Origin of the sequence: Paenimyroides viscosum, assembly GCF_003858535.1 — a bacterium.
GTDB classification, from domain to species: domain Bacteria; phylum Bacteroidota; class Bacteroidia; order Flavobacteriales; family Flavobacteriaceae; genus Flavobacterium; species Flavobacterium viscosum.
Window position 1 is genome coordinate 29,825 of the sequence record NZ_RQTJ01000001.1, and the last position, 21,184, is coordinate 51,008.

General features: G+C 31.7%; 18 protein-coding genes. 11 read left to right on the plus strand and 7 right to left on the minus strand.

Annotated elements, in window-relative coordinates:
* The first annotated feature begins 10 nt into the window (after nt 1-10).
* The 5 genes from hutI (at nt 11) to EG242_RS00180 (ending at nt 6,669) form a co-directional block, all read left to right on the plus strand.
* The gene (hutI, locus tag EG242_RS00160) at nt 11-1,243 is read left to right on the plus strand and encodes an imidazolonepropionase (protein ID WP_124897909.1); all 1,233 of its coding nucleotides are present in this window, start codon (nt 11-13) and stop codon (nt 1,241-1,243) included.
* 211 nt (nt 1,244-1,454) lie between these two features.
* Nucleotides 1,455-2,498 carry an arginase family protein gene (locus tag EG242_RS00165; RefSeq protein ID WP_124897910.1) on the plus strand — a complete coding sequence of 348 codons (1,044 nt, stop codon included), beginning with the start codon at nt 1,455-1,457 and terminating at the stop codon, nt 2,496-2,498.
* A 3-nt stretch (nt 2,499-2,501) separates the two neighbouring features.
* Entirely contained in the window at nt 2,502-3,650 is a 1,149-nt protein-coding gene (locus EG242_RS00170; RefSeq protein ID WP_124897911.1) for a glycosyltransferase family 2 protein, read from the plus strand.
* Nucleotides 3,651-3,740: 90 nt separating this feature from the next.
* Nucleotides 3,741-5,045 (plus strand): dihydrolipoamide acetyltransferase family protein, encoded by a 1,305-nt coding sequence (locus tag EG242_RS00175; RefSeq protein ID WP_124897912.1) that lies wholly within the window; start codon nt 3,741-3,743, stop codon nt 5,043-5,045.
* A gap of 163 nt (nt 5,046-5,208) precedes the next feature.
* Nucleotides 5,209-6,669 carry a J domain-containing protein gene (locus EG242_RS00180; protein ID WP_124897913.1) on the plus strand — a complete coding sequence of 487 codons (1,461 nt, stop codon included), beginning with the start codon at nt 5,209-5,211 and terminating at the stop codon, nt 6,667-6,669.
* Nucleotides 6,670-6,692: 23 nt separating this feature from the next.
* Here EG242_RS00180 and EG242_RS00185 read toward each other — a convergent pair whose 3' ends face one another.
* From EG242_RS00185 to rlmD, 3 genes are all read right to left on the minus strand, one after another.
* Nucleotides 6,693-7,373 (minus strand): DUF6048 family protein, encoded by a 681-nt coding sequence (locus EG242_RS00185; protein ID WP_124897914.1) that lies wholly within the window; start codon nt 7,371-7,373, stop codon nt 6,693-6,695.
* Nucleotides 7,348-7,842: a DUF6452 family protein gene (locus EG242_RS00190; protein WP_124897915.1), complete on the minus strand. Its 495-nt coding sequence runs from the start codon at nt 7,840-7,842 to the stop codon at nt 7,348-7,350. The genes EG242_RS00185 and EG242_RS00190 overlap by 26 nt, the downstream gene beginning before the upstream one ends.
* Before the next feature lie 76 nt (nt 7,843-7,918).
* Nucleotides 7,919-9,331, minus strand: coding sequence for a 23S rRNA (uracil(1939)-C(5))-methyltransferase RlmD (gene rlmD, locus EG242_RS00195; protein ID WP_124897916.1), 1,413 nt, complete (start codon nt 9,329-9,331; stop codon nt 7,919-7,921).
* A gap of 174 nt (nt 9,332-9,505) precedes the next feature.
* On the opposite strand from rlmD, the gene rocD reads away from it, so the two are divergent.
* Nucleotides 9,506-10,741, plus strand: a complete 1,236-nt coding sequence (rocD, locus tag EG242_RS00200; RefSeq protein WP_124897917.1) for an ornithine--oxo-acid transaminase — start codon at nt 9,506-9,508, stop codon at nt 10,739-10,741.
* A gap of 34 nt (nt 10,742-10,775) precedes the next feature.
* On the opposite strand, the gene EG242_RS00205 is transcribed toward rocD, so the two are convergent.
* Complete coding sequence (locus EG242_RS00205; protein ID WP_124897918.1) at nt 10,776-11,933, minus strand: hypothetical protein; 1,158 nt, start codon at nt 11,931-11,933, stop codon at nt 10,776-10,778.
* A 51-nt stretch (nt 11,934-11,984) separates the two neighbouring features.
* Nucleotides 11,985-13,676: an RluA family pseudouridine synthase gene (locus tag EG242_RS00210; protein ID WP_124897919.1), complete on the minus strand. Its 1,692-nt coding sequence runs from the start codon at nt 13,674-13,676 to the stop codon at nt 11,985-11,987.
* A gap of 100 nt (nt 13,677-13,776) precedes the next feature.
* Here EG242_RS00210 and EG242_RS00215 point away from each other — a divergent pair, with 100 nt between their 5' ends.
* The gene (locus EG242_RS00215; RefSeq protein ID WP_124897920.1) at nt 13,777-14,136 is read left to right on the plus strand and encodes a DUF983 domain-containing protein; all 360 of its coding nucleotides are present in this window, start codon (nt 13,777-13,779) and stop codon (nt 14,134-14,136) included.
* A gap of 3 nt (nt 14,137-14,139) precedes the next feature.
* Here EG242_RS00215 and EG242_RS00220 read toward each other — a convergent pair whose 3' ends face one another.
* A complete protein-coding gene (locus tag EG242_RS00220) occupies nt 14,140-15,024 on the minus strand; it encodes an AraC family transcriptional regulator (RefSeq protein WP_124897921.1) in 885 nt (294 codons plus the stop codon).
* Between the two features lie 131 nt (nt 15,025-15,155).
* Here EG242_RS00220 and EG242_RS00225 point away from each other — a divergent pair, with 131 nt between their 5' ends.
* Genes EG242_RS00225 through EG242_RS00240 form a run of 4 tightly spaced genes read left to right on the plus strand, consistent with a single transcriptional unit; the run spans nt 15,156 to nt 20,704 of the window.
* Nucleotides 15,156-16,937, plus strand: coding sequence for an ABC transporter ATP-binding protein (locus tag EG242_RS00225; protein WP_124897922.1), 1,782 nt, complete (start codon nt 15,156-15,158; stop codon nt 16,935-16,937).
* A 52-nt stretch (nt 16,938-16,989) separates the two neighbouring features.
* Nucleotides 16,990-19,275, plus strand: coding sequence for a hypothetical protein (locus EG242_RS00230; protein ID WP_124897923.1), 2,286 nt, complete (start codon nt 16,990-16,992; stop codon nt 19,273-19,275).
* 37 nt (nt 19,276-19,312) lie between these two features.
* Nucleotides 19,313-20,056, plus strand: a complete 744-nt coding sequence (locus EG242_RS00235) for an SDR family NAD(P)-dependent oxidoreductase (RefSeq protein WP_124897924.1) — start codon at nt 19,313-19,315, stop codon at nt 20,054-20,056.
* A 45-nt stretch (nt 20,057-20,101) separates the two neighbouring features.
* Nucleotides 20,102-20,704, plus strand: coding sequence for a DUF2238 domain-containing protein (locus EG242_RS00240; protein WP_124897925.1), 603 nt, complete (start codon nt 20,102-20,104; stop codon nt 20,702-20,704).
* 4 nt (nt 20,705-20,708) lie between these two features.
* Here the strand turns inward: EG242_RS00240 and smpB are convergent, their stop codons facing one another.
* On the minus strand, nt 20,709-21,161 hold the full coding sequence (smpB, locus tag EG242_RS00245; RefSeq protein WP_091519086.1) for an SsrA-binding protein SmpB: 453 nt from the start codon (nt 21,159-21,161) through the stop codon (nt 20,709-20,711).
* Nucleotides 21,162-21,184 lie beyond the last annotated feature (23 nt).

Genomic DNA, 21,184 nt, shown 5'->3' on the forward strand with positions numbered 1-21,184 from the left:
ACCATCAACAATGAAAATCCTATTTTACAATATAAAAGAACTTTTTCAGGTTCGCGAAAACAATACTTCCATTTTAAAAGGAAGTGAAATGAAAGAACTTCCATCTATTAAAAATGCTTTTTTAGTGGTTGAAAATGATCTCATTGCAGATTATGGATCAATGGAAAATGCACCGACAGACTTTGATGAATCGGTTGATGTTTCGGACAAAATGATTATGCCAAGTTATATTGACAGTCATACGCATATTGTTTATGCTTGCAACCGCGAACAAGAATTTGTTGATAGAATTAATGGTTTAAGTTATGATGAAATTTACAAACGTGGTGGCGGAATTTTAAATTCGGTAGAAAAACTGCGAAAAACTTCAGAAAACGAATTATATAAAGATGCAGCAAACCGTTTAGAAGAATTAATTGCTTTAGGAACCGGAGTTATCGAAATTAAATCGGGTTACGGTTTAAGCTTGGAAGCCGAATTAAAAATGTTGCGTGTTATAAAGAAATTGCAAGAAAATTATCCTGTAAAAATAAAAGCCACTTTTTTGGGTGCACATGCTGTTCCACCAGAATTTAAAGACAATCAGACTGCTTTTGTAGATGAAATTTGTAATGTAATGATTCCTGAAATTGCAAAATCGGGCTTGGCAGATTATGTAGATGCTTTCTTGGAAACCGGATATTTTACCGTTGATGAAACTCGAAAAATAATTAAAGCAGCCACAAATAACGGCTTAAAATCTAAAATACACCTTAATCAATTTACCGCTATTAACGGAATTGAAATGTGTGTGGAAGAAAACGTGCTAACGGTAGATCATTTAGAAATTGTAACAGACGAAGATATTGAAGCTTTGAAAAAAGGAAAAACCATTCCGGTAGCATTGCCAACGTGTTCGTACTTTATATCGATTCCCTATACACCCGCACGTAAATTGTTAGACGCTAACTTACCATTGGTAATAGCATCAGATTATAACCCGGGTACCACACCAAGCGGCAATATGAATTTTGTAGTAGCTACTTCGTGCATAAAAATAAAATTAACACCAGAAGAAGCGTTTAATGCCGCAACTTTAAATGCTGCCTATGCTTTAGAAGTTCAAAACGAATACGGAAGTATTACCAAAGGTAAAAAAGCATCATTTTTTATTACAAAACCACTGCATTCTATCTATGCAATTCCTTATAATTTTGGAAGTAATTTAATTGAAACAGTATATTTACACGGAATTAAACAGTAAAAAACACAGCGTCAATTGTGAATTGACGCTGTGAAAAAAAATAGTTATGAAAAAGATTTTTATATAATCGATTTAATATCGATTTATATTTACCTATTACAAAGTTAGTAATAATTCGCTAATTTTTAATAAGATACAACATGTTAAATTTTAAAAAATTACTAATTATTCTCAAAACTGTTGGTTTTACTAAGATTATCATACGCAACAAATGGAAAATTTTGAATACTTTAACACCACAATCTTATCTCAACATTTAATTTTAAGAAATGAAGAGACCAAATTTGGTGAAAAAATTAAATATCCTGCTAATGAAACAATTAGCTTAGCAGATTTTATAAATGAAACTAAAGCATCGTTTATAATTTTTGGTATAAAAGAATTTGCCGGAATCAAAGCAAATCATGGTCGGGTAGGAGCTACACACAGTTGGGATATTTTTTTAGCATCGTTTTTAAATATTCAAAACAACAAATACCTTAAAGGATCAAAAGTAGCGGTTATTGGTTGTTTAAATTATGATGCTTACAACACAGAAATAACTAATTTAGATACAAATAAACCAGCAGATTTAGAACGTTTGTACGAAATTGTTGCTGAAATTGATAAAGATGTTACCTACTTAAATACGTTGATTCATAGAGCCGGAAAAAAAGCAATTGTAATTGGCGGCGGACACAATAATGCCTACGGAAACATTAAAGGTTTGGCTTTAGCAACGGGATCAAGCATAAATGTAGTAAATTTTGATGCCCACACCGATTTTCGTTTATTAGAAGGTCGTCACAGTGGCAACGGGTTTTCGTATGCTTTTAATGAAGGTTTTTTAGATACTTATTGCGTGTTTGGTGCACATGAAAACTATTTAAACAAGCACATGATTCATCAGTTTAAAAATAATACAGATAAGTTGCATTTATTTACTTTTGAAGATATTAAGGTGCGTTTTGAAAAAGACTTTTTTACAAGTATCAACAATATAAATAAACTCATAAAAAACAAACCTTACGGTATTGAAATTGATGTTGATGCAGTTGAAAATATTTCAAGCAGCGCCATGTCATCAAGTGGTTTTACAGTTACAGAAACTCGTCAGTTTGTGAATTTAACGGCTAATAATGCACACGCAAGTTATCTGCATTTGTGTGAAGGATCTGCAAGTTTAGGCACATCGCCTGCTAATATGTTGGGTAAATTGTTAACTTATTTGGTAACAGACTTTGTTAAAGCACAATTACCTTATGTAAAAAGTTAAAGCATGCAGTTATCAGTCATAATTTTAAATTATAACGTAAAACACTTTTTAGAAATTTGTGTAAAAAGTGTTCAAAAGGCAATAGTAAATCTAGATGCCGAAATTATTGTGGTTGATAATGCTTCTACCGATGGATCTAAAGAGGTAATGCAAAACATTTTTCCTGATATTACTTATTTGTATCAAACAGAAAATTCAGGTTTTCCCAAAGGAAATAATATTGGCGTTCATGTGGCTAAAGGCGAATTCATTTGTATTTTAAATCCGGATACCATTGTGGCAGAAGATACTTTTGAAATTTATTTGAAGGAATATCAAGTACTGAAAAATCCTGGGATTTTAGGTTGCAGATTGATCGATGGATCGGGCAAATTTCTTCCCGAAAGTAAACGTGGAGTACCTACGCCTTGGGTTGCTTTTACAAAAGTAGCATCGTTATATAAAATCTTTCCAAAAACAAAATGGTTTAATAAATACTATGCGCAACATATTTCTGAAAACGAAACAGGAAAAGTAGATATTTTGGTGGGAGCTTTTATGTTTATGAAACGTGATTTATATTTAAAGCTTGGTGGTTTTGATGAAGGATGTTTTATGTATGCCGATGATATTGATTTAAGTTACATGGTATCAAAAACAGGTTTGCAGAATTATTACGTTCCAAAAACTACGGCGATTCATTTTAAAGGCGAAAGTACGTTGAAAGACGGAAAATACATGATGCGCTTTAAAGAAGCCATGCAGTTTTTTTATCAAAAACATTTTAAAACGTCGTGGTGGTTTAACAGCATTATGAATATTGGTATTGCCGTTTTTGCCTTTAAAAAAACCACCGAAACAAGCAATTCGCAAAACGTAATAGACCATTACATATTGGTAACTAACAATGCAGAACTTTACCAAAAAGTGAGCACAAGCGTTAATAAACCGATAGATTGGGTTTACTTTTTAGAAGATATAGAAGAAATTAATCAACCCGATAAAAATATCGAGGTTTTAATTGATAGCGAATCAGTTAGTTATAAAAATTACATCCATTATATCAGCGAAAACAAAAACACGAATAAATCGTTTAAAATTCAAGCTTTAAAATCAAATTTTTTTATTGGAAGCAACGATAAAAACGATAGAGGAGAAATTTTATCTATTTAAACAGTAAAAATTTTTAATAAATAGGAAAATACACTTAAAAATTATTATTTTTGTAATACTTTAATCTAAATACAACTCTTTACTAAAAATATGGCAAAGTTTGAATTAAAATTACCTAAAATGGGCGAAAGCGTTGCAGAAGCAACCATTACAAATTGGGTAAAAAATGTTGGAGATACTGTTGAACAAGACGAAACTATTGTTGAAGTAGCTACCGATAAAGTTGATAGTGAAGTACCTACGGAAGTTAGTGGTAAAATAATTGAAATTTTATTTCAGAAAGATGATGTTGTTCAAGTAGGACAAACCATTGCTATAATTGAAACTGAAGGCGGTGATGCTGCGCAACCAACAACTGCATCTGCACCACAAGAAGCATCAGTTGCAAAAGTTGAAAATACAGTAACAGCTGCCAAAGAAACGGTTGAAGTTGCAGATTTTAATGCATCGGAAAAGTTTTTCTCTCCTTTAGTTAAAAACATTGCTAAAGAAGAAGGCATTTCTATTGATGAATTAGAAAAATTAAACGGCACAGGAAAAGACGGTAGAATTACCAAAACAGATATATTAGATTACGTTAAAAACAGAGGTTCGCAACCAGCTGCAGCACCTGTTCAACAAACATCAGCTCCGGCAAAAATAGTTCAACCAGTTGCAAGTAAAGCAGCACCAGTTTCTGTTAACGGTCAAGACGAAATTGTAGAAATGGATCGTATGCGTAAAATGATTGCGCACCACATGGTTCAATCTATTCAAACTTCGGCTCACGTACAATCGTTTATTGAAGTTGATGTTACGAATATCGTAAACTGGAGAAATAAAAATAAATCTGTTTTTGAAAAGAGAGAAGGCGAGAAGCTTACTTTTACACCAATCTTTATGGAAGCTGTTGCAAAAGCGTTGAAAGATCTTCCAATGATGAATATTTCGGTTGATGGTGATTACATTATCAAACGTAAAAATATTAATTTAGGTATGGCTGCTGCATTACCAAACGGAAACTTAATTGTTCCGGTAATTAAAAATGCAGATCAGTTGAATTTGGTGGGAATGGCAAAAGCAGTGAACGATTTAGCAGATCGCGCAAGAAAAGGAAAACTAAAACCAGACGATACACAAGGTGCAACTTACACCGTTACAAACGTTGGTACTTTTGGCTCTGTTTTTGGAACACCAATCATCAGTCAGCCACAAGTAGGTATTTTAGCTTTGGGTGCTATTAGAAAAGTACCTGCGGTTATTGAAACTCCTGAAGGCGATTTCATTGGAATCCGTCAAAAAATGTTCTTATCACATTCTTATGACCACAGAGTTGTAGACGGATCTTTAGGTGGACAATTTGTACAAAGAGTAGCTCAGTATTTAGAAGCTTTTGATCCAAATAGAGATATTTAATATTCTTTATATATTATAAAAAAGTTCGGTAATTAAACCGAACTTTTTGTTTTATAGGTAGTTGTAATTTATTACTTTTTTTTAGTGATACAAACAGTAACAATTTATAATAAGTAGTATCTTGTTCACTTAAATAAAAAACCAAAAAAGAACATTTAACTTAATGATTAACTATTATATTGTTTTAGAGATTCCTAACTTTTCTAACGAAACGGTCATAAAAAAGGCATATAGAACAATGTCTAAAAAATACCATCCCGATGTAAATAGTGATCCATTTGCAAGTGCTTACTTTCAAAAAATAAACGAAGCGTATAATTTTTTAATGGATGATAACAAACGGATGTTGTTACATCAATTTTTAACGTATCAGCAACCTAATCAACCTAAAACAAATACGCATCAACCACAATACCAACAAAAAACAGAACCTGAAACAGTTAATTTAAAACCTAATATCGAAGTATTTTATTGCGATCGTAAAAGTTTCTCATTGAACGATTATATTTCTGTGCATTGGCAAGTTAGTAATTGTAAATCTGTAAAAATAAATGTGTTTGGTGATGTTTTGTTGCAAGGATCGCAATATTATCAAGTTACAAAATTTGTTAACGAATTAAAGATTGAGCTGGAAGTTTTAGGTTTTGATGACAAAATTTATACAAGTACAATTGTTCTACCTTATTTTAATGAAATTCCTGCTCGCAAAGCATATCACCAAATGGTATCAAATGATCCAAAAACAAAAGAAATTCATTTTAGAAGCGAACGTATTTTTCATTCACATTCGCGCATTAGTAGGTTAACATTTGTAAATAGAATAATTGTTTTAACCGTTTTGCTGTTGCTTTCTTTTATTGGTTTTATGCATGCCGATTTTCCGCACTTTTACTTTATTATTGTTTGTGCTTTAATTGCAGGTATGTGGGTGCAATTTGTTAAACGCTATCACGATTTAATTCCTATAAATAAAACCAATTACAGTTCAATTTTTGGTGTTGCAAAAGATTTATTCTTTACAGATAGTGTAAAAACCATTAATAAGTTCGGGATGTATCCAGAACAAGAACAACTCAGTTTTTTTCGTTGGGTAAAATCTTACTTTGTGAAATTTAACAAGGAACGAACAATTATTGAAAAAGCTTCGGTATTATTTTTTGGTCTTGTAATGTTGTGTTACAGCTACCAAAGCATAAGGAATTATAATGAGTTTGAAATTTATTTAACCAATAACCGTGTGGATGTTAACCGCGTTCAAAGTAAAAGTTCATCATACGATGTTTACCAACTACAATTTGATAACAGTATATGGATTGATGTTACCCAAAACGAGTATTATGCGGTTGTTGAAAAACAATTTGATTCATTTTTAATTGGTGTTACTAATGATAATGAAATTAAATATGTAAAGGCTATTAATGCTGAAAAGAAAAGTTCACAAAAGTTAGGAACAGGTCTTATGAGCAATGCCAATCCGTTAATACTTATTTTAGCTTTAATGTTTTTAGGACAAATTTATGTATTAACCCAATTTAAACAAGCAGACGAAAAGTTTTATGGCTCCATTTATTTAGGCTTTACCATTTTTGTTTACATTGTTATTCTTGTAGGATACTTAATGTAATAGACAACGGATAGCTTTATAAATTAAAATTTCTTTTTAAAAGGAATCATGTAACTAACGGTGTAACCAAAACCAACACCAATATTTCCGCTGTATTTTTGATCGAAACCTGGGTAGTAAAGATTTTCAAAACCTTCTGGTTGTGTTTGATAAACCAATCCTTTTAAACGAACATTCATACCAATGTACAAATTGTTAGCAACTTCGGCTTTAATTCCCACCACAAGTTCTAACCAATGTGCCATTAATCCGGTAGTTTTTAAGTTAGGATACTGCATTTCTTCATCAAAATACGCATTTCCGGTATTCACTCGATAACTGTGAAGGGTTTGGTTATGATAACTTAAGCCATAACGTCCGCCAACGTAAATTAAATTATCCATGTCTAACCAATTTTGATGAAAGTTTTTATCGGCACCAATTTTTAAAAACATTCCGCTGGTTGTATAAGTAAGCTGATCGTCTTCTTTAAAACGATCTTCAAAACCGGCTTCAGCAGCTATATACCATTTTTTGTTGTAGCGGTAATCAGCATTAATTTCAAAACCTGTATAATTTTTATCCCAAAAATTGCGCGATGCTTTTACCAAATCGGTTCCTATGCGAAGTACGTAAACATCGGGATAAATTTTCTGAGGTACATCTTGGGCAAATACATTTGTACAGCCTAAAATTAAACTAATAATAAAGCTGAATGTGCGCATTGTTGGTATTTGAAATTTCGTTTGTAATTTTATAAATACTTTGTATCCACGAAGTAGCTGAAGTATTTGATGTTTTAACCGCATTAAAATCGTGAAAAATAGTTTTATAACCACACGCTTTAGAAACATATAAAGCTTCGGGTGTATAATTAAACTTTAGCTGATCTTTTCTCAAAAGGGTATCATTGTTTGCTGTTGGTATGTATAACACTAAATCCCAAACGGTTTCTGTAGTATTTATTTGTAATGGCAAATCAATTTTAGACCTGTTATAAAAAAACAATGTGTCTTTAAAATCTTGTGCAATAATTGCTATTTTAACAGCCGATTTTAAATTTTCGGTTTCTAAACGATCGTATAAATCAATAACCACATTGGGCGTTACCGATTCACCACCGTCACAAATATCGTCTTTTTCACAAGCCGATAAACTTAATGCAAGCAAGCCTACAAACCAAATTTTCCTCATACCATTTTTAATAGACCGTAAAAGTACAAAATCATTTTGTAAAAAAAGAGCAGCGATAAAGCTGCTCTTGTAAATTTTATTTTTTTTCTAACAAAACCACATTTTCTACGTGGTGCGTTTGCGGAAACATATCAACAGGTCTTACTCGAACCACTTTATACATTTCGTCCATTAAAGCTAAATCGCGTGCTTGCGTTGCCGAATTACAGCTTACATAAACTACACGTTCCGGAGCAATTTTTAAAATTTGCGCTACAACATCTTTATGCATTCCATCACGAGGCGGGTCGGTAATAATTACATCAGGCTGACCGTGTTCTTCAATGAAAGCATCGTTAAAAACGTTTTTCATATCGCCCACAAAGAACTCGCAATTGGTAATATTGTTACGTTCGGCATTTACTTTTGCATCGGCAATTGCTTCAGGAACAGCTTCAACACCAATCACTTTTTTTGCATTTTTCGATACAAACTGCGCAATGGTTCCGGTACCTGTATATAAATCATAAACCAGTTCGTTGCCTGTTAAACCAGCAAAATCTCTAGTAATACTGTATAATTCGTATGCTTGATCTGAATTGGTTTGATAGAACGATTTTGCATTAATACTAAATTTCAATCCTTCCATTTCTTCCAAAATATAATCGCGACCGTGGTAACAAATTACGTTTTGATCGTAAATAGTATCGTTCAATTTGCTGTTAATTACATATTGAAGCGATGTAATTTCTGGGAAACGATTCTTTAAGAACTCAAGCAACAATTCACGTTTTTGCTTATCTTCTTTAAAAAACTGAATCAACACCATAATTTCGCCTGTTGATGCTGTTCTAATCATTAACGTACGCAAGAAACCAGTAGTTTCGCGAGGATTGAAAAATTCTAAACCATTTGCATTCGCAAAATCACGAATTTCATTGCGTATTGCGTTAGAAGGATCTTGTTGAAGATAACATTTTTTGATATCTAAAATTTTATCCCACATTTTAGGAATATGAAAACCAAGTGCATTTTCTTTACCTAATTCTTCGCCCGATTTAATTTCATCATCAGTTAACCAACGAGCGTTAGAGAAGGAAAATTCCATTTTATTGCGGTAGAAAAATTGTTCTTTCGATCCTAAAATAGGTTCAAATTCAGGAAGATCAATCTTTCCAATTCTCTTTAAATTATTTTCAACCTCTTGGTGTTTGTATCCCAATTGAAATTCATAACCCATGTTCTGCCATTTGCAGCCACCACAAGATCCAAAATGCTCACAAACAGGTTCTACGCGTTGTGCAGATAATTTGTGAAAAGCAACTGCTTTACCTTCAAAATAAGCCTTACGCTTTTTAAAAGTTTGAACATCTACCACATCACCCGGAACAACATTCGGAATAAAAATTATTTTACCATCGGGAGCTTTTGCTACCGATACGCCTTTTGCGCCTGCATCAAGGACTTCTACGTTTTCGAATACGATTTTATCAGTTTTTTTTCGTGCCATGCTGCAAAAATACTAATTGTTTGTCTAAAATTTTAATGTAGCTGTTATTTAGATTGTTTATAAAATTAACTCTTAATGTTTTTATAAAATTTCTATTTTTAGTACCTTGCACCTTTGGATGATTTCTCTCCGTTAAGAAGGAATTGCTTATTTTAAATTTATAAACTAATAATAATGAGTAGTTTATTAACAAGTAACGATGCAATTGCATTAGAAGAAAAATACGGAGCACATAATTACCATCCGCTTCCGGTAGTACTAACAAAAGGAGAAGGTGTTTATGTTTGGGATGTTGAAGGTAAGAAATACTATGATTTTTTGTCGGCATATTCGGCAGTAAACCAAGGACATTGTCATCCAAAATTGGTTGCAGCTTTAACAAATCAGGCACAACAGCTTACACTTACTTCACGTGCATTTTATAATGATAAATTAGGCGTTTACGAAGAAAAAATCACCAAATTATTTGGTTTTGATAAAGTTTTACCAATGAATTCTGGTGCAGAAGCTGTGGAAACAGCTATTAAATTAACCAGAAAATGGGCTTACGAAGTAAAAAAAATTAAGGAAGAAGAAGCGGTAATCGTTGTTTGTGAAAATAATTTTCACGGACGTACAACTACAATTATTTCTTTTTCAAACGATCAGGACGCTCGTAAAAACTATGGTCCTTATACCGAAGGATTTGCGCGTATTCCTTATAATGATATCAATGCTTTAAAAAGTGTTTTAGCTAATAAAAACGTTGCAGGATTTTTAGTTGAACCTATTCAGGGCGAAGCTGGTGTATTTGTTCCGGATAGCGGATATTTATCGGCAGCGTTTGAATTGTGTAAGCAAAATAATGTGTTGTTTATTGCAGATGAAGTACAAACAGGAATTGCACGTACAGGTAGAATGTTGGCAGTTGATCACGAGAACATTAAACCAGATGTATTGATTTTAGGTAAAGCATTATCTGGTGGAATGTATCCGGTTTCGGCTGTTTTGGCAGACGATGAAATAATGAATGTAATTAAACCGGGGCAACATGGATCTACTTTCGGAGGAAATCCTTTAGCAGCCGCAGTTGCAATGGCAGCTTTAGATATTGTACTTGATGAAAAATTGGCTGAAAATGCCGAAAGGTTAGGAGCAATGTTCAGAGAGCGTTTAAATGATTTCATTCAAACATCGAACATTTGTTCGCTTGTACGTGGAAAAGGATTGTTAAATGCGATTTTAATTAACGATACCGAAGACAGCGATACCGCTTGGAATATTTGTTTACGCTTACGCGATAAAGGATTGCTTGCAAAACCAACACATGGTAACATTATTCGTTTTGCACCACCCTTGGTTATGAACGAAGAACAATTATTAGATTGTGTTAGAATTATTACAGAAACGTTGAAAGAGTTTGAAAAATAAGATAAAATAAGAAAAGAGGCGAAAGCCTCTTTTTTTATTTTAATATCTTATGTAATTCTACTGGTTTTGAAGTATCGAAATGATATCGGTAGGTTCTTAATTTCCTGCTTAAATCTGCTCCTAAGCTTTTAGCTACATTAATCATTTTTGGATTAAAATCGCCAATCCATTGCATTTCATAATCGGTGTAAGACAATTCTTTATCCATTATTTTTTGACCTTCAATCATCATATAATTATCTACGCCTTTACCTTGCCATTCAGGAACCACTCCAAAAGCAATGCCTATAATACGTTTGCTTTTATTGAAGGTTTTGTGCCACATAAATTTAAGTTTGTGAAAAATATCAAATTTTCCGTTCAAGTGCTTAAAGTACTGGTTTAAATCGGGTAAGTTCAACCAAAAAGCAACAGGTTCATCTTTATAGTACACAAACCATACAATTTTTGGGTCAATAACGGGTTTCATTGTTTTAAAAATCAATTTTCCTTGTGATAACGAAATATCTTTACCACCACCATGGCTTGCCCATGCTTTATTATAGATCGAAACAAAATCTGCAACATATTTATCTAAATTTTTAAGGTTTAAATATTCGGCTCTGAAATTTTTGTCTTGCGCAATATGTTCGTGACGTTCATGCAATTTAGGTGTTAACTGGTGATTTATAGCAACCGAAAAGCATTCCTGATTAAAATAGGTTTTAAAACCATATTTTTCGAACAAATCAATATAATACGGGAAATTATAGTTCATATTGTACAAAGGTTCATAAAAACCTTCAATCAGCAAGCCCCACCATTGGTCACGTTCACCAAAATTTATCGGTCCGTCCATGGTTTCCATATTATGCTGTTTCAACCATTCTTTTGCTTGATCAAACAAATAATTTGCTGCAGTTTGATCATTAATACATTCAAAAAAACCAATACCACCAACAGCCGCTTTTCCTTCGTATTTAGGATTTACAAAAGCAGCAATTCTTCCAATCATTTCATTGTTTGCGTTAAACAAATTCCAGCGAATGGCTTTACCGCCGCGTTTAAAAAGCTTGTTCTTTTCTAGATCGAAAACTTTCTCAATGTCCTGATTTAAAGGTTGAATCCAATTTTTATCATCTTGATATAATTTTACCGGAAAATCTAAAAATTGTTTGCGCGTTTTATTGTTTTTAACTTCTACTGTGTACATAACCGTGAATAAGCAAAGCAAATGTACAAAAAGTTTGCGAGGTTGATTTGCTTAAAAAGCAGGATCTACCTGAAAAGAAACCCATTCTTTTGTTATTGGATGAAAAAATTCCAGTGTATGTGCGTGCAAATGTAAACGGTTTGCTTTTGTTCCATACAAATCATCGCCTTTAATAGGTGCGTTTAACCCTAAATTATGTGCAGAATGTACACGTAATTGATGCGTTCTGCCTGTTATTGGAAAATATTGAATTCGGGTTGAATTTTCGGTTTTCGATAATACTTTAAATTCTGTAATGCCCATTTTTCCATAGTCATAACATACAACTTGTCGTGGACGATCGTCTAAATCAACACGTAAAGGCAGTTCAATTTTTCCAGAATCTAATTCAATTACACCATCTAACAAAGCAATATAACTTTTTTTAACCTTGCGTTTTATAAACTGTTTTTGAAGATTTTCGTGCGTATCTTTATTTTTGGCAAGAACCATTAACCCGGAAGTGGACATATCTAACCTGTGTACAATTAACGGACCTGTTGCCTGCGGATACCTATTTTTTATACGCTCATACACCGAATCGGTGATATTGATGCCCGGAACCGATAAAAATTCGGCAGGTTTGTTGATAACCACAAGATAAGCATCGTCGTAAACAATTTCCAGTTCTTTATCTTTTGCCGGATTTTGTAAAAACGGATTTTCATCTACCTGCAATCCTTTCAACATGTGACTTAAAATTGGCTCGCATTTTCCCCAGCACGACGGATAAAACTGCTTGTGTTTGCGTACTTCGGATTTTGGCGATTGTCCCCACCAGAATTCAGCCAAAGCAATGGGTTTTAAATTATTTTTGTACGCATACTGAAATAATTTTGGCGCGCAACATTCGCCAGCACCAGCAGGAGGTTGGGAGTGAAGTGCTGTTTTAAAAATATCGAGCAATGATTTTTCTTCACTTTCGGCATTTAAAAAAGTGTAATTTGTAAATAGCCAGTTTTGTAATGCGTTCGACTTTGTTTTGCGAAGATTTTTTAATATTTCTATTTGATCTGTTAAGATTGAAATTTCTTTTTTGATCGAATTTATTTCTGTTTCAAAAGTATTGGTTAATTCCTTCAGCAAATGTTTGTCATACAAACTCTGTTTGATTAAATCAGCTTCAAATTTTTGGTATTCTTCAATTGAAAGTATTTCCTTTTTTAAGGCACGATCTTGTTTTCGTAATTGTTTATTGATTTTTATTTTTTCTTTAAAAGAATCAATTTCTAATCCCGCAATTATTTTTAAATCAGTAAGTTTTTTTTGATCATTTTTTAAATCAGAATTATTTTCCAATGTTTCAATTTCACGGTTTATGGCATTTAACTCATCTTCTTTCCGTAAAAAATAACTGTTATCTGTAAGCATATCAAAAACAGGCGGAACAAAAAATGCAACCGAATTACTATTTGCTAGTTTGCCAGAGTAAGCAGCTAAAAAACCTATTTTGCCTTTATTTTCAACAACTAAAACTCCAAACATTTTACCAATTGGTGCTAAATTATTCGTTGTATGTAAACCGAAATTATGTTGTAAATCATCTGTTTTTTCTAAGAAATACTGTACTTGTTCAGCAGCAATTTCACACAAAGGATGCACATCATAATAAAACGGAAAATTTAATTTTGCAGGTAATTTTATCTGTGATACATCTTTTTTAAAAGAAATAAAACAAGGTGATTCTGCTGAATTTATATTCATGTAAAAATTAGTTAAATGTCTGAATTGTGCAATTATTTGCGTTTTTTTGAAACTGTTTACAACGGTAAATAGCCGTATATTTGTACAAAATTAATAAGAAATGTCTTACGTAAGTAAAGTTTTAGATGGTACTTGTCCTAAATGTGGCGGAACAAAAGTTTTTAAAGCAAAAGGGAATCCGTTTTTGTTTAAAATGCCGGTTATGAATGAGCGATGTTCAAAATGCAATTACTCATTTCATCGTGAACCTGGGTTTTACTTTGGCGGTATGTACATGAGTTATGCTTTAACGGTTGCAGAAATGGTAGCAGTTTTTGTTTTGGGATTATTGTTCAACGTAGGTTTTTTAAGTATTTTCTTAGCGGTTGTTTTAGTTGTACTGTTATTATCTACATTTAATTACCGTATGTCGCGCTTAATGTGGTTAAATTTATTTTTTAAAGAAGAAGATGAACTTTAAAAGTTATGATTCTTTCCTATAGCTTTTTCTAAAATCGGAAGCAGTAATAGTAACGTATTTTTTAAACAATCGCGAAAAATAAGTATAATCTGTAAAACCTAAATCTAAAGCAATTTCATTTAAGGTTTTATCGGTATAAAGTAACTGTCGTTTAGCTTCTAAAACAATTCGTTCGGTTATAATTTCGGTAGTTGTTTTATGGGTGATAGACTTAACTATTCTGTTTAAGTGTTTTTGTGTAATATTCAATAAATCAGCATATTCGGTTGCTGATTTTTTTCTAGTAAAATGTTCTTCTAACAGTTTTATGAATTTAGAGAAGACAGATTGATAATGTCTTAATTCGGTATAATTTATAATACTTTCATGTTCTATAAATCTATTTAAATAAATATAAATTTGAGTGATATATGATAAAATTAATTGCTTCTGTTTCCATTCATTTTTGTTTGATTCAATTAAAAGCTTCTTAAAAAGATCTTCTATTATTTCACGATTTTCCGTATTCAAATAAATACATTTATCAGAATAACTCGATTCAAAAAAAGGAAAATCTTTAATAGAATTTGTTACATAAGCCATTTCATAAAAATCTTCGGTATGAAAAAAAATATAGCCCTCAATATCGTCTGAAAGTTCCCAAGAATGTGTTTGTCCAGGATACAAGAAAAAGACCGATCCTGGTTTAACATCGTATTTTTTAAAATCAATTTCGTGTTTTCCAGATCCATTTATAAACAAAAAAACAGCATAAAAATTATGTTTGTGAGGCTTTTCAATACGTGTGTGATGTAATTGCAAATGACTGTTAATTGTATTAGTATAAAAAGATACTTCGGACTCTTTATTTTTAAAATCATTAATCTTTAACAGTTTTATATCAGACATTTTTAAAAAATATTTGTGTAATTAATTAATTATCAATACATTTGGTGTATTACAAAATTAAACTTTGTATTTCATATTTATTTAAAGATTGCCGAGGTTACTTGGCAATCTTTTCTTATTTTTAAATAAAAATGAAAATTTCAACTTTATTTAAAAATTTACAACCCTATGTAAAACCTTACCGAACCTTAGTTACAGCTACTTTATTGTTAACTTTAATTGGTTCACTTACGGCACAAATTAACGCTTGGGTTTTACGTTACACGGTTGATGAGCTTACTTTAATTATTCCACAACAAAATGCGTTACAGTTAGGCTTAAAATTACTGCTTTTTATTTCTATTGTATTAATTAGTAAAGAAATTTTAAATGCTTTTATAACTTTTGGACAAAAATATTACGGTGAAAAACTACGAATATATATTTCTAAAGATTTAGCACAAAAAATTATTGAAAAAATATTAACTTATCGTTTATCATTCTTTACAGCTAACGATAATGAAGCCGGTAGGTTACAAACCCGTATAGATCGAGGAATAGAAAGCTTAACACGCTTGGTTCAAAACTTTTTTATTGATATTTTACCGCTTTTTGCAAATGCCATTGTTGCCTTATTTTTTATGTTTCAGGCAAATTTTTATGTTGGTTTGGTAGGTTTGTGTATTGTGCCAATTTATTTTATAGTTACAAAAAAACAAGCACAGAAATTAAGTGGTTGGCGTAGAAATTTACGTGGCTTTCGTGAATCTAAATCGCAAGGAATTATTAGTATTATTGATTCTATTACGGTAATTAAATCGTTTAACAGAGAAGATATCGAATCAAAAAAGCAGTTGCAACTTCAAAACGAATTAACTAACAACCAATTACAAACACGCAAAACCAGTTTCTTTTTTGACGGATTGAAATCGTTTATTGAACAATTCGGCGTGGTAATCATTATTATTTTAACAGCTTATTTTGTACTTAATGGTAGCATGACTATTGGTACTATTATGTTTCATATTTTATTGTTTAACAATGTATCGGCACCAATTAGGCAGTTACACCGAATTTACGATGAAATGAACGATGCCATGATTTATTCTGAAAGTTATTTTGAAATTTTAGAAGCAAATCAAGAAAAAGAAGCATCGGGTATCGTTAAAAATACCGACTTAAAAGGTCATTTTAAATTGAATAATGTATCATTTGCTTATCCAAACGGAACTAAAGCACTTTTTGATATTAATATTGATATTCAACCAAATAAAATTACAGCATTAGCAGGTTTGTCGGGTGCTGGAAAAAGTACCATTATTAATCTGTTAGATAAATTTTATGTTCCATCTTCAGGTGAAATTCTTTTAGATGGAATTCCGTTAGAAGATTATGATACCCATTTTTTACGGGAGAATATTGGTTTGGTACTTCAAAAGAATCATATTTTTAATGGATCAATTGCAGATAATATCCGCTATGGAAAAGTAAATGCCACAGACGAGGAAGTAATTGAAGCCGCAAAACAAACTTATATACACGAACAAATTACAAAATTACCAGATCAGTATCAAACCAAAGCAACAGCATTATCGGGCGGGCAACAACAACGCATTGCCATTGCACGAATGTTTTTAAAAAATCCGCCAATAATTTTCTTAGATGAGCCCACAGCAAGTTTAGACGCTATTGCTACCGAACAAATTAAAAATAGTTTAGATGCTATCAAGAAAAATAGAACGGTTGTTATTATCTCGCACAGTATTTCACAGATCATAGATGCCGATATTATTTACGCAATGAAAGAGGGTAAGATAACCGAAGTAGGTAAACATGAAGAAATTTACAAGCAAAACGGTGTGTACAAAGAAATTTTTGATGCTAGTGCAAGAAGCATGAATATTGAAAAAATTGCAAAAACATATGATAGTTAAATTTCTTTAAAGTCAGATTTTTTTTCCTACATTTAATAAAAAATGTACGTTTATGAAAATCACCAAACCTGTAAAAATCATAGGTATTATTGCCTTGTCGGTATTATTGTTGGCAGTTTTAGTAAACGTTGCAATAAATGTTATCATTAAAAACCAGGTTCCTAAAATATTAGAAGATAAAAACGATACCGCATATAATCTTGTTTATAACGATATAAATTTTTCTATCTTCAGCAACAGTTTGTCTATAGAAAATGTAGAATTAACCCCTAAGAAAGATACAGATATTAAAAAAGATATTGACTTTTTTGGAAAAATAGGTCGTGTAAGTGTATCGGGGGTAAATTTCTACGAACTTATAAAAAATAAAAATCTAAAAGCTTTTACAATTTCTATAGTAGATCCCGATATTACTGTTTTAAAACCTGCAGTACGCGATACTTTGAAAAGTGCGTCCAAATTATCATCAATAATTGATATTGATAAAATAAGCGTTAAAAATGCGCATTTAAAAATGATGACTACCGGTAACGATACCTTATTGCATGAAGTTTTTAATTTTAACGCAGAGGTTAACGGAATTCACATGGGTGAATATACTGCTAAAAAAGATATTCCGTTTACGTATACCGATTATCATTTTAAAATTGATTCTCTTTACAGCTTGGTAAACGATTTACAAATTATAAAATCTAAGGAAATTGAAATTGATAAAGACAATATTTCGGTAACTAATTTTAGAATGCTTCCTTATAAAACATCTAAAGAATTTAAACAAAATAGTACCGAAACAAACACTCGAATTTTAGTTGATGTACCTAAATTAACATTGAAAAATACCGATTGGGGTTATCATAACTCGGATTTATTTGTTAAAATAGAAACAATTTCTATAGATTCTATAAACGTAAATATATTAGATCAAAAAGAACAAACCGTTTTACAACAAGTGCAAAAAGATGCCGAAAAGGTTATTAAACCTTTAATCCCATTTCAACTAGATATTAATGAAATTGACATTAAAAAATCGACGTTTAATTCATTGGGAATTTTAAATGTAAATAATGTAAATATCAAGATCAAAAAAATATCGAACAAAGTAAAAAAACACTTGCTAATAGATGAATTTCAGTTGAATAATCCGCAGTTTGTCCATGTTCCAAAGAAAAACCCTACTAAAAAAACGAATCAAAGAAGTAAATTAAACGATCTTATTATAATCAATAAAGTATCGGTAAATAATGCAGATTATACCTTAAAAGATAAATTAAACAAGTACAATAAATTAACGGTTTCTAACTTTAATCTTACATTAAACGACATTAAAGCAGATGATCAATCGGTTTTAGAAAATGTTCCATTTAAATACAAAAATCCTCATTTATCAACAGGAAAAATAAAATACGATACAGGTAAAGATTATGTTATTGATGCAGGTGGAATTGTGCTAAAAGAATATAATGCATCTGTAAAAAGTTTTAAAATGACACCAAAAATGAGTCGAAAACAACATGCTGCTAAATTAAAATACGCACAAGATTACTACAATTTATCGGCAGATATTATTAATTTTAATGACTATAATTGGGGTTTTACAGCTCAAAACGATTTCTTCATCAAATTTAAAGAAGTAGCGTTAAATAATTTAAACGCACATATTTACCGCGATATAACTGTTCCACTAAACCCGAAAGAAAACCATTTGTACAGTTACAGATTGCGTAATGTAGATTTTCCGTTTGAAGTGCAAACGCTTAAAATTAAAAACTCTAAACTTACTTATGAAGAAGATACTGCAACCACAACGCAACCGGGTAAACTTACTTTTGTAAATTTTAATTTAACGGCTTTAAATATTTACAGTGGATATAAACGTAATAGCGGACCAAAAACTCAAATTCTTGTAAACACTAAATTTATGCAACAAGGTGATTTGGTTGCTAGTTGGCAGTTTGATATTATGGATAAATCTGAAAAATTTAATATTAATGGCGAATTAAAGAATTTCCCGGCTCCGGCAATGAATCCGTTTTTAAAACCTTATCTTAAAGTACAAGCAACCGGAACAATAGACCGTATGTCGTTTAATTTCAGTGGTAATAACAACACAGCAACCGGGCAATATGCCATGGATTTTAAAAATCTTAAAATGACGTTGTTTAATAAAGAAAATAAAAAACGTAAATTGTTAACGGCAGCGGCAAATATGGTGGTTAGATCTGATACAGACGGATTTAAAAAAGTAGATATAAAGCCGGTTGATCGTACCATAGAAAAATCGTTCTTTAATTATTTGTGGTCATGTATTATGCAGGGCTTAAAACAAACCGTAATTTAAAAATGTGTTTTACCTTTGCTAAAAAATTTCGTTAAAAATGAAAACAATACTTATTACAGGTGCCAGTTCGGGAATTGGTTATGCAACTGCAAAAATTTTAGCCGAAGGAAACAGATTAATTTTGTGTGGAAGAAGGGCAGAGAGGTTACAAGAACTTCAATTGCAGTTAAAAGATACACCAACATTGTTATTACAGTTTGATGTTGCAAAGAAAGAAGAAGTTTTTGCGGCATTTGACTCGATACCTGTTGAATGGCAAAATATCGACGTATTGGTTAACAACGCGGGCAATGCGCATGGTTTGGCTAGTTTTCAAGATGCAGACTTAGATGATTTGGATGCAATGATTGACATTAACGTAAAAGGGCTAATTTACGTTACAAAAGCATGTTTGCCTTTTATAAAAAATTCTAAAAACGCTCATATAATTAATCTTTCATCAATTGCTGGTAAGCAGGCGTACACCAACGGAACTACCTATTGCGCATCAAAATGGGCGGTTGAGGCACTAACAAAAGGTATGCGTTTAGATTTTCTTCCTTTAGGAATTAAAGTTACAGGTATAGCTCCGGGTGCTGTTGAAACCGAGTTTTCTTTGGTTCGATTTAAAGGAAATGAAACGTTAGCCGAAAATGTTTACAAAGGATACGAACCTTTAAAAGCAGAAGATATTGCAGCCAATATTGCCTTTGCAATAAATCAGCCTAAACATGTACAAATAGCCGATATTACAATTCTGCCACAAGCACAAGCCGATGCTACAACTATTTTACGTTCATAAGAATAAATTAAGGTTAGTGCGAACTACATAACATTATAACGAATTATGAAACTATCATTTAATAAATCACTACTTTTATTTACAATTATTTTTTGTGTAGTTTGGGTTGATTCTTTTATTGGAACGAACGATTACGCAAATTGGTGGATTGAAAATATATTAACATTCGTTTCTGTTTTAGCATTAATTGTTACATACAGATATTATCGTTTTACAACCTGTAGTTATTTTTTAATAATGCTGTTTATGTGTTTGCATGTATATGGTTCAAAATATACTTATGCCGATAATATATTGGGCTATTGGCTTAAAGATACTTTAGATTTGAGTAGAAATCCATATGACAGAATAGTTCATTTTTCGTTTGGTTTACTATTATACCTCCCTTTAAAAGAGTTTTTTAATGAGTGGTTGAAATACCCAAAAAGTCTTTCGATTTATCTTCCAGTTGTGTTTGTTCTTGCATTAAGTGGAGGTTTTGAAGTTATTGAATGGCTTGTTGCCGACATATTTTTTACAGAACACGGTGATACCTATTTAGGAACACAAGGCGATGTTTGGGATGCACAAAAAGATATAGCATTAGCGTTTGTTGGTTCTATTATTAGTTTTGTAATTATGATCTTTAAATCAGAAAAAGCTTATTAGTTTCCTAATAAGCTTTCTTTAATCGGGCTAAATCAATTTTGTTGTCACGGTCCTTAATGGTTTCGCGTTTATCGTACAGTTTTTTACCTTTTGCCAAAGCAATTTCAACTTTTGCCAAGCCTTTTTCGTTTGTAAACAAACGCAGTGGCACAATGGTTAAACCCTTATTCTGCACACTTTTATTTAACGATTTTAATTCTTTTTTATTTAAAAGCAGTTTACGCTCGCTTTTTGCTTTATGATTGTAATGAGTTCCAAACGAATATTCTTCTACATGCGAATTAATCATGAATAATTCGCCGTTTTGAAACTCGCAAAAACTATCTGCAATAGAAGCTTTCCCTAAACGTATCGATTTTATTTCGGTTCCAGCCAAAACAATTCCTGCCGTATATTTTTCAATAAACTCAAATTCAAATTTGGCGCGCTTGTTTAATATGTTTATACTTTTCTGCATAATGCAAATGTACTAAAAGTTGG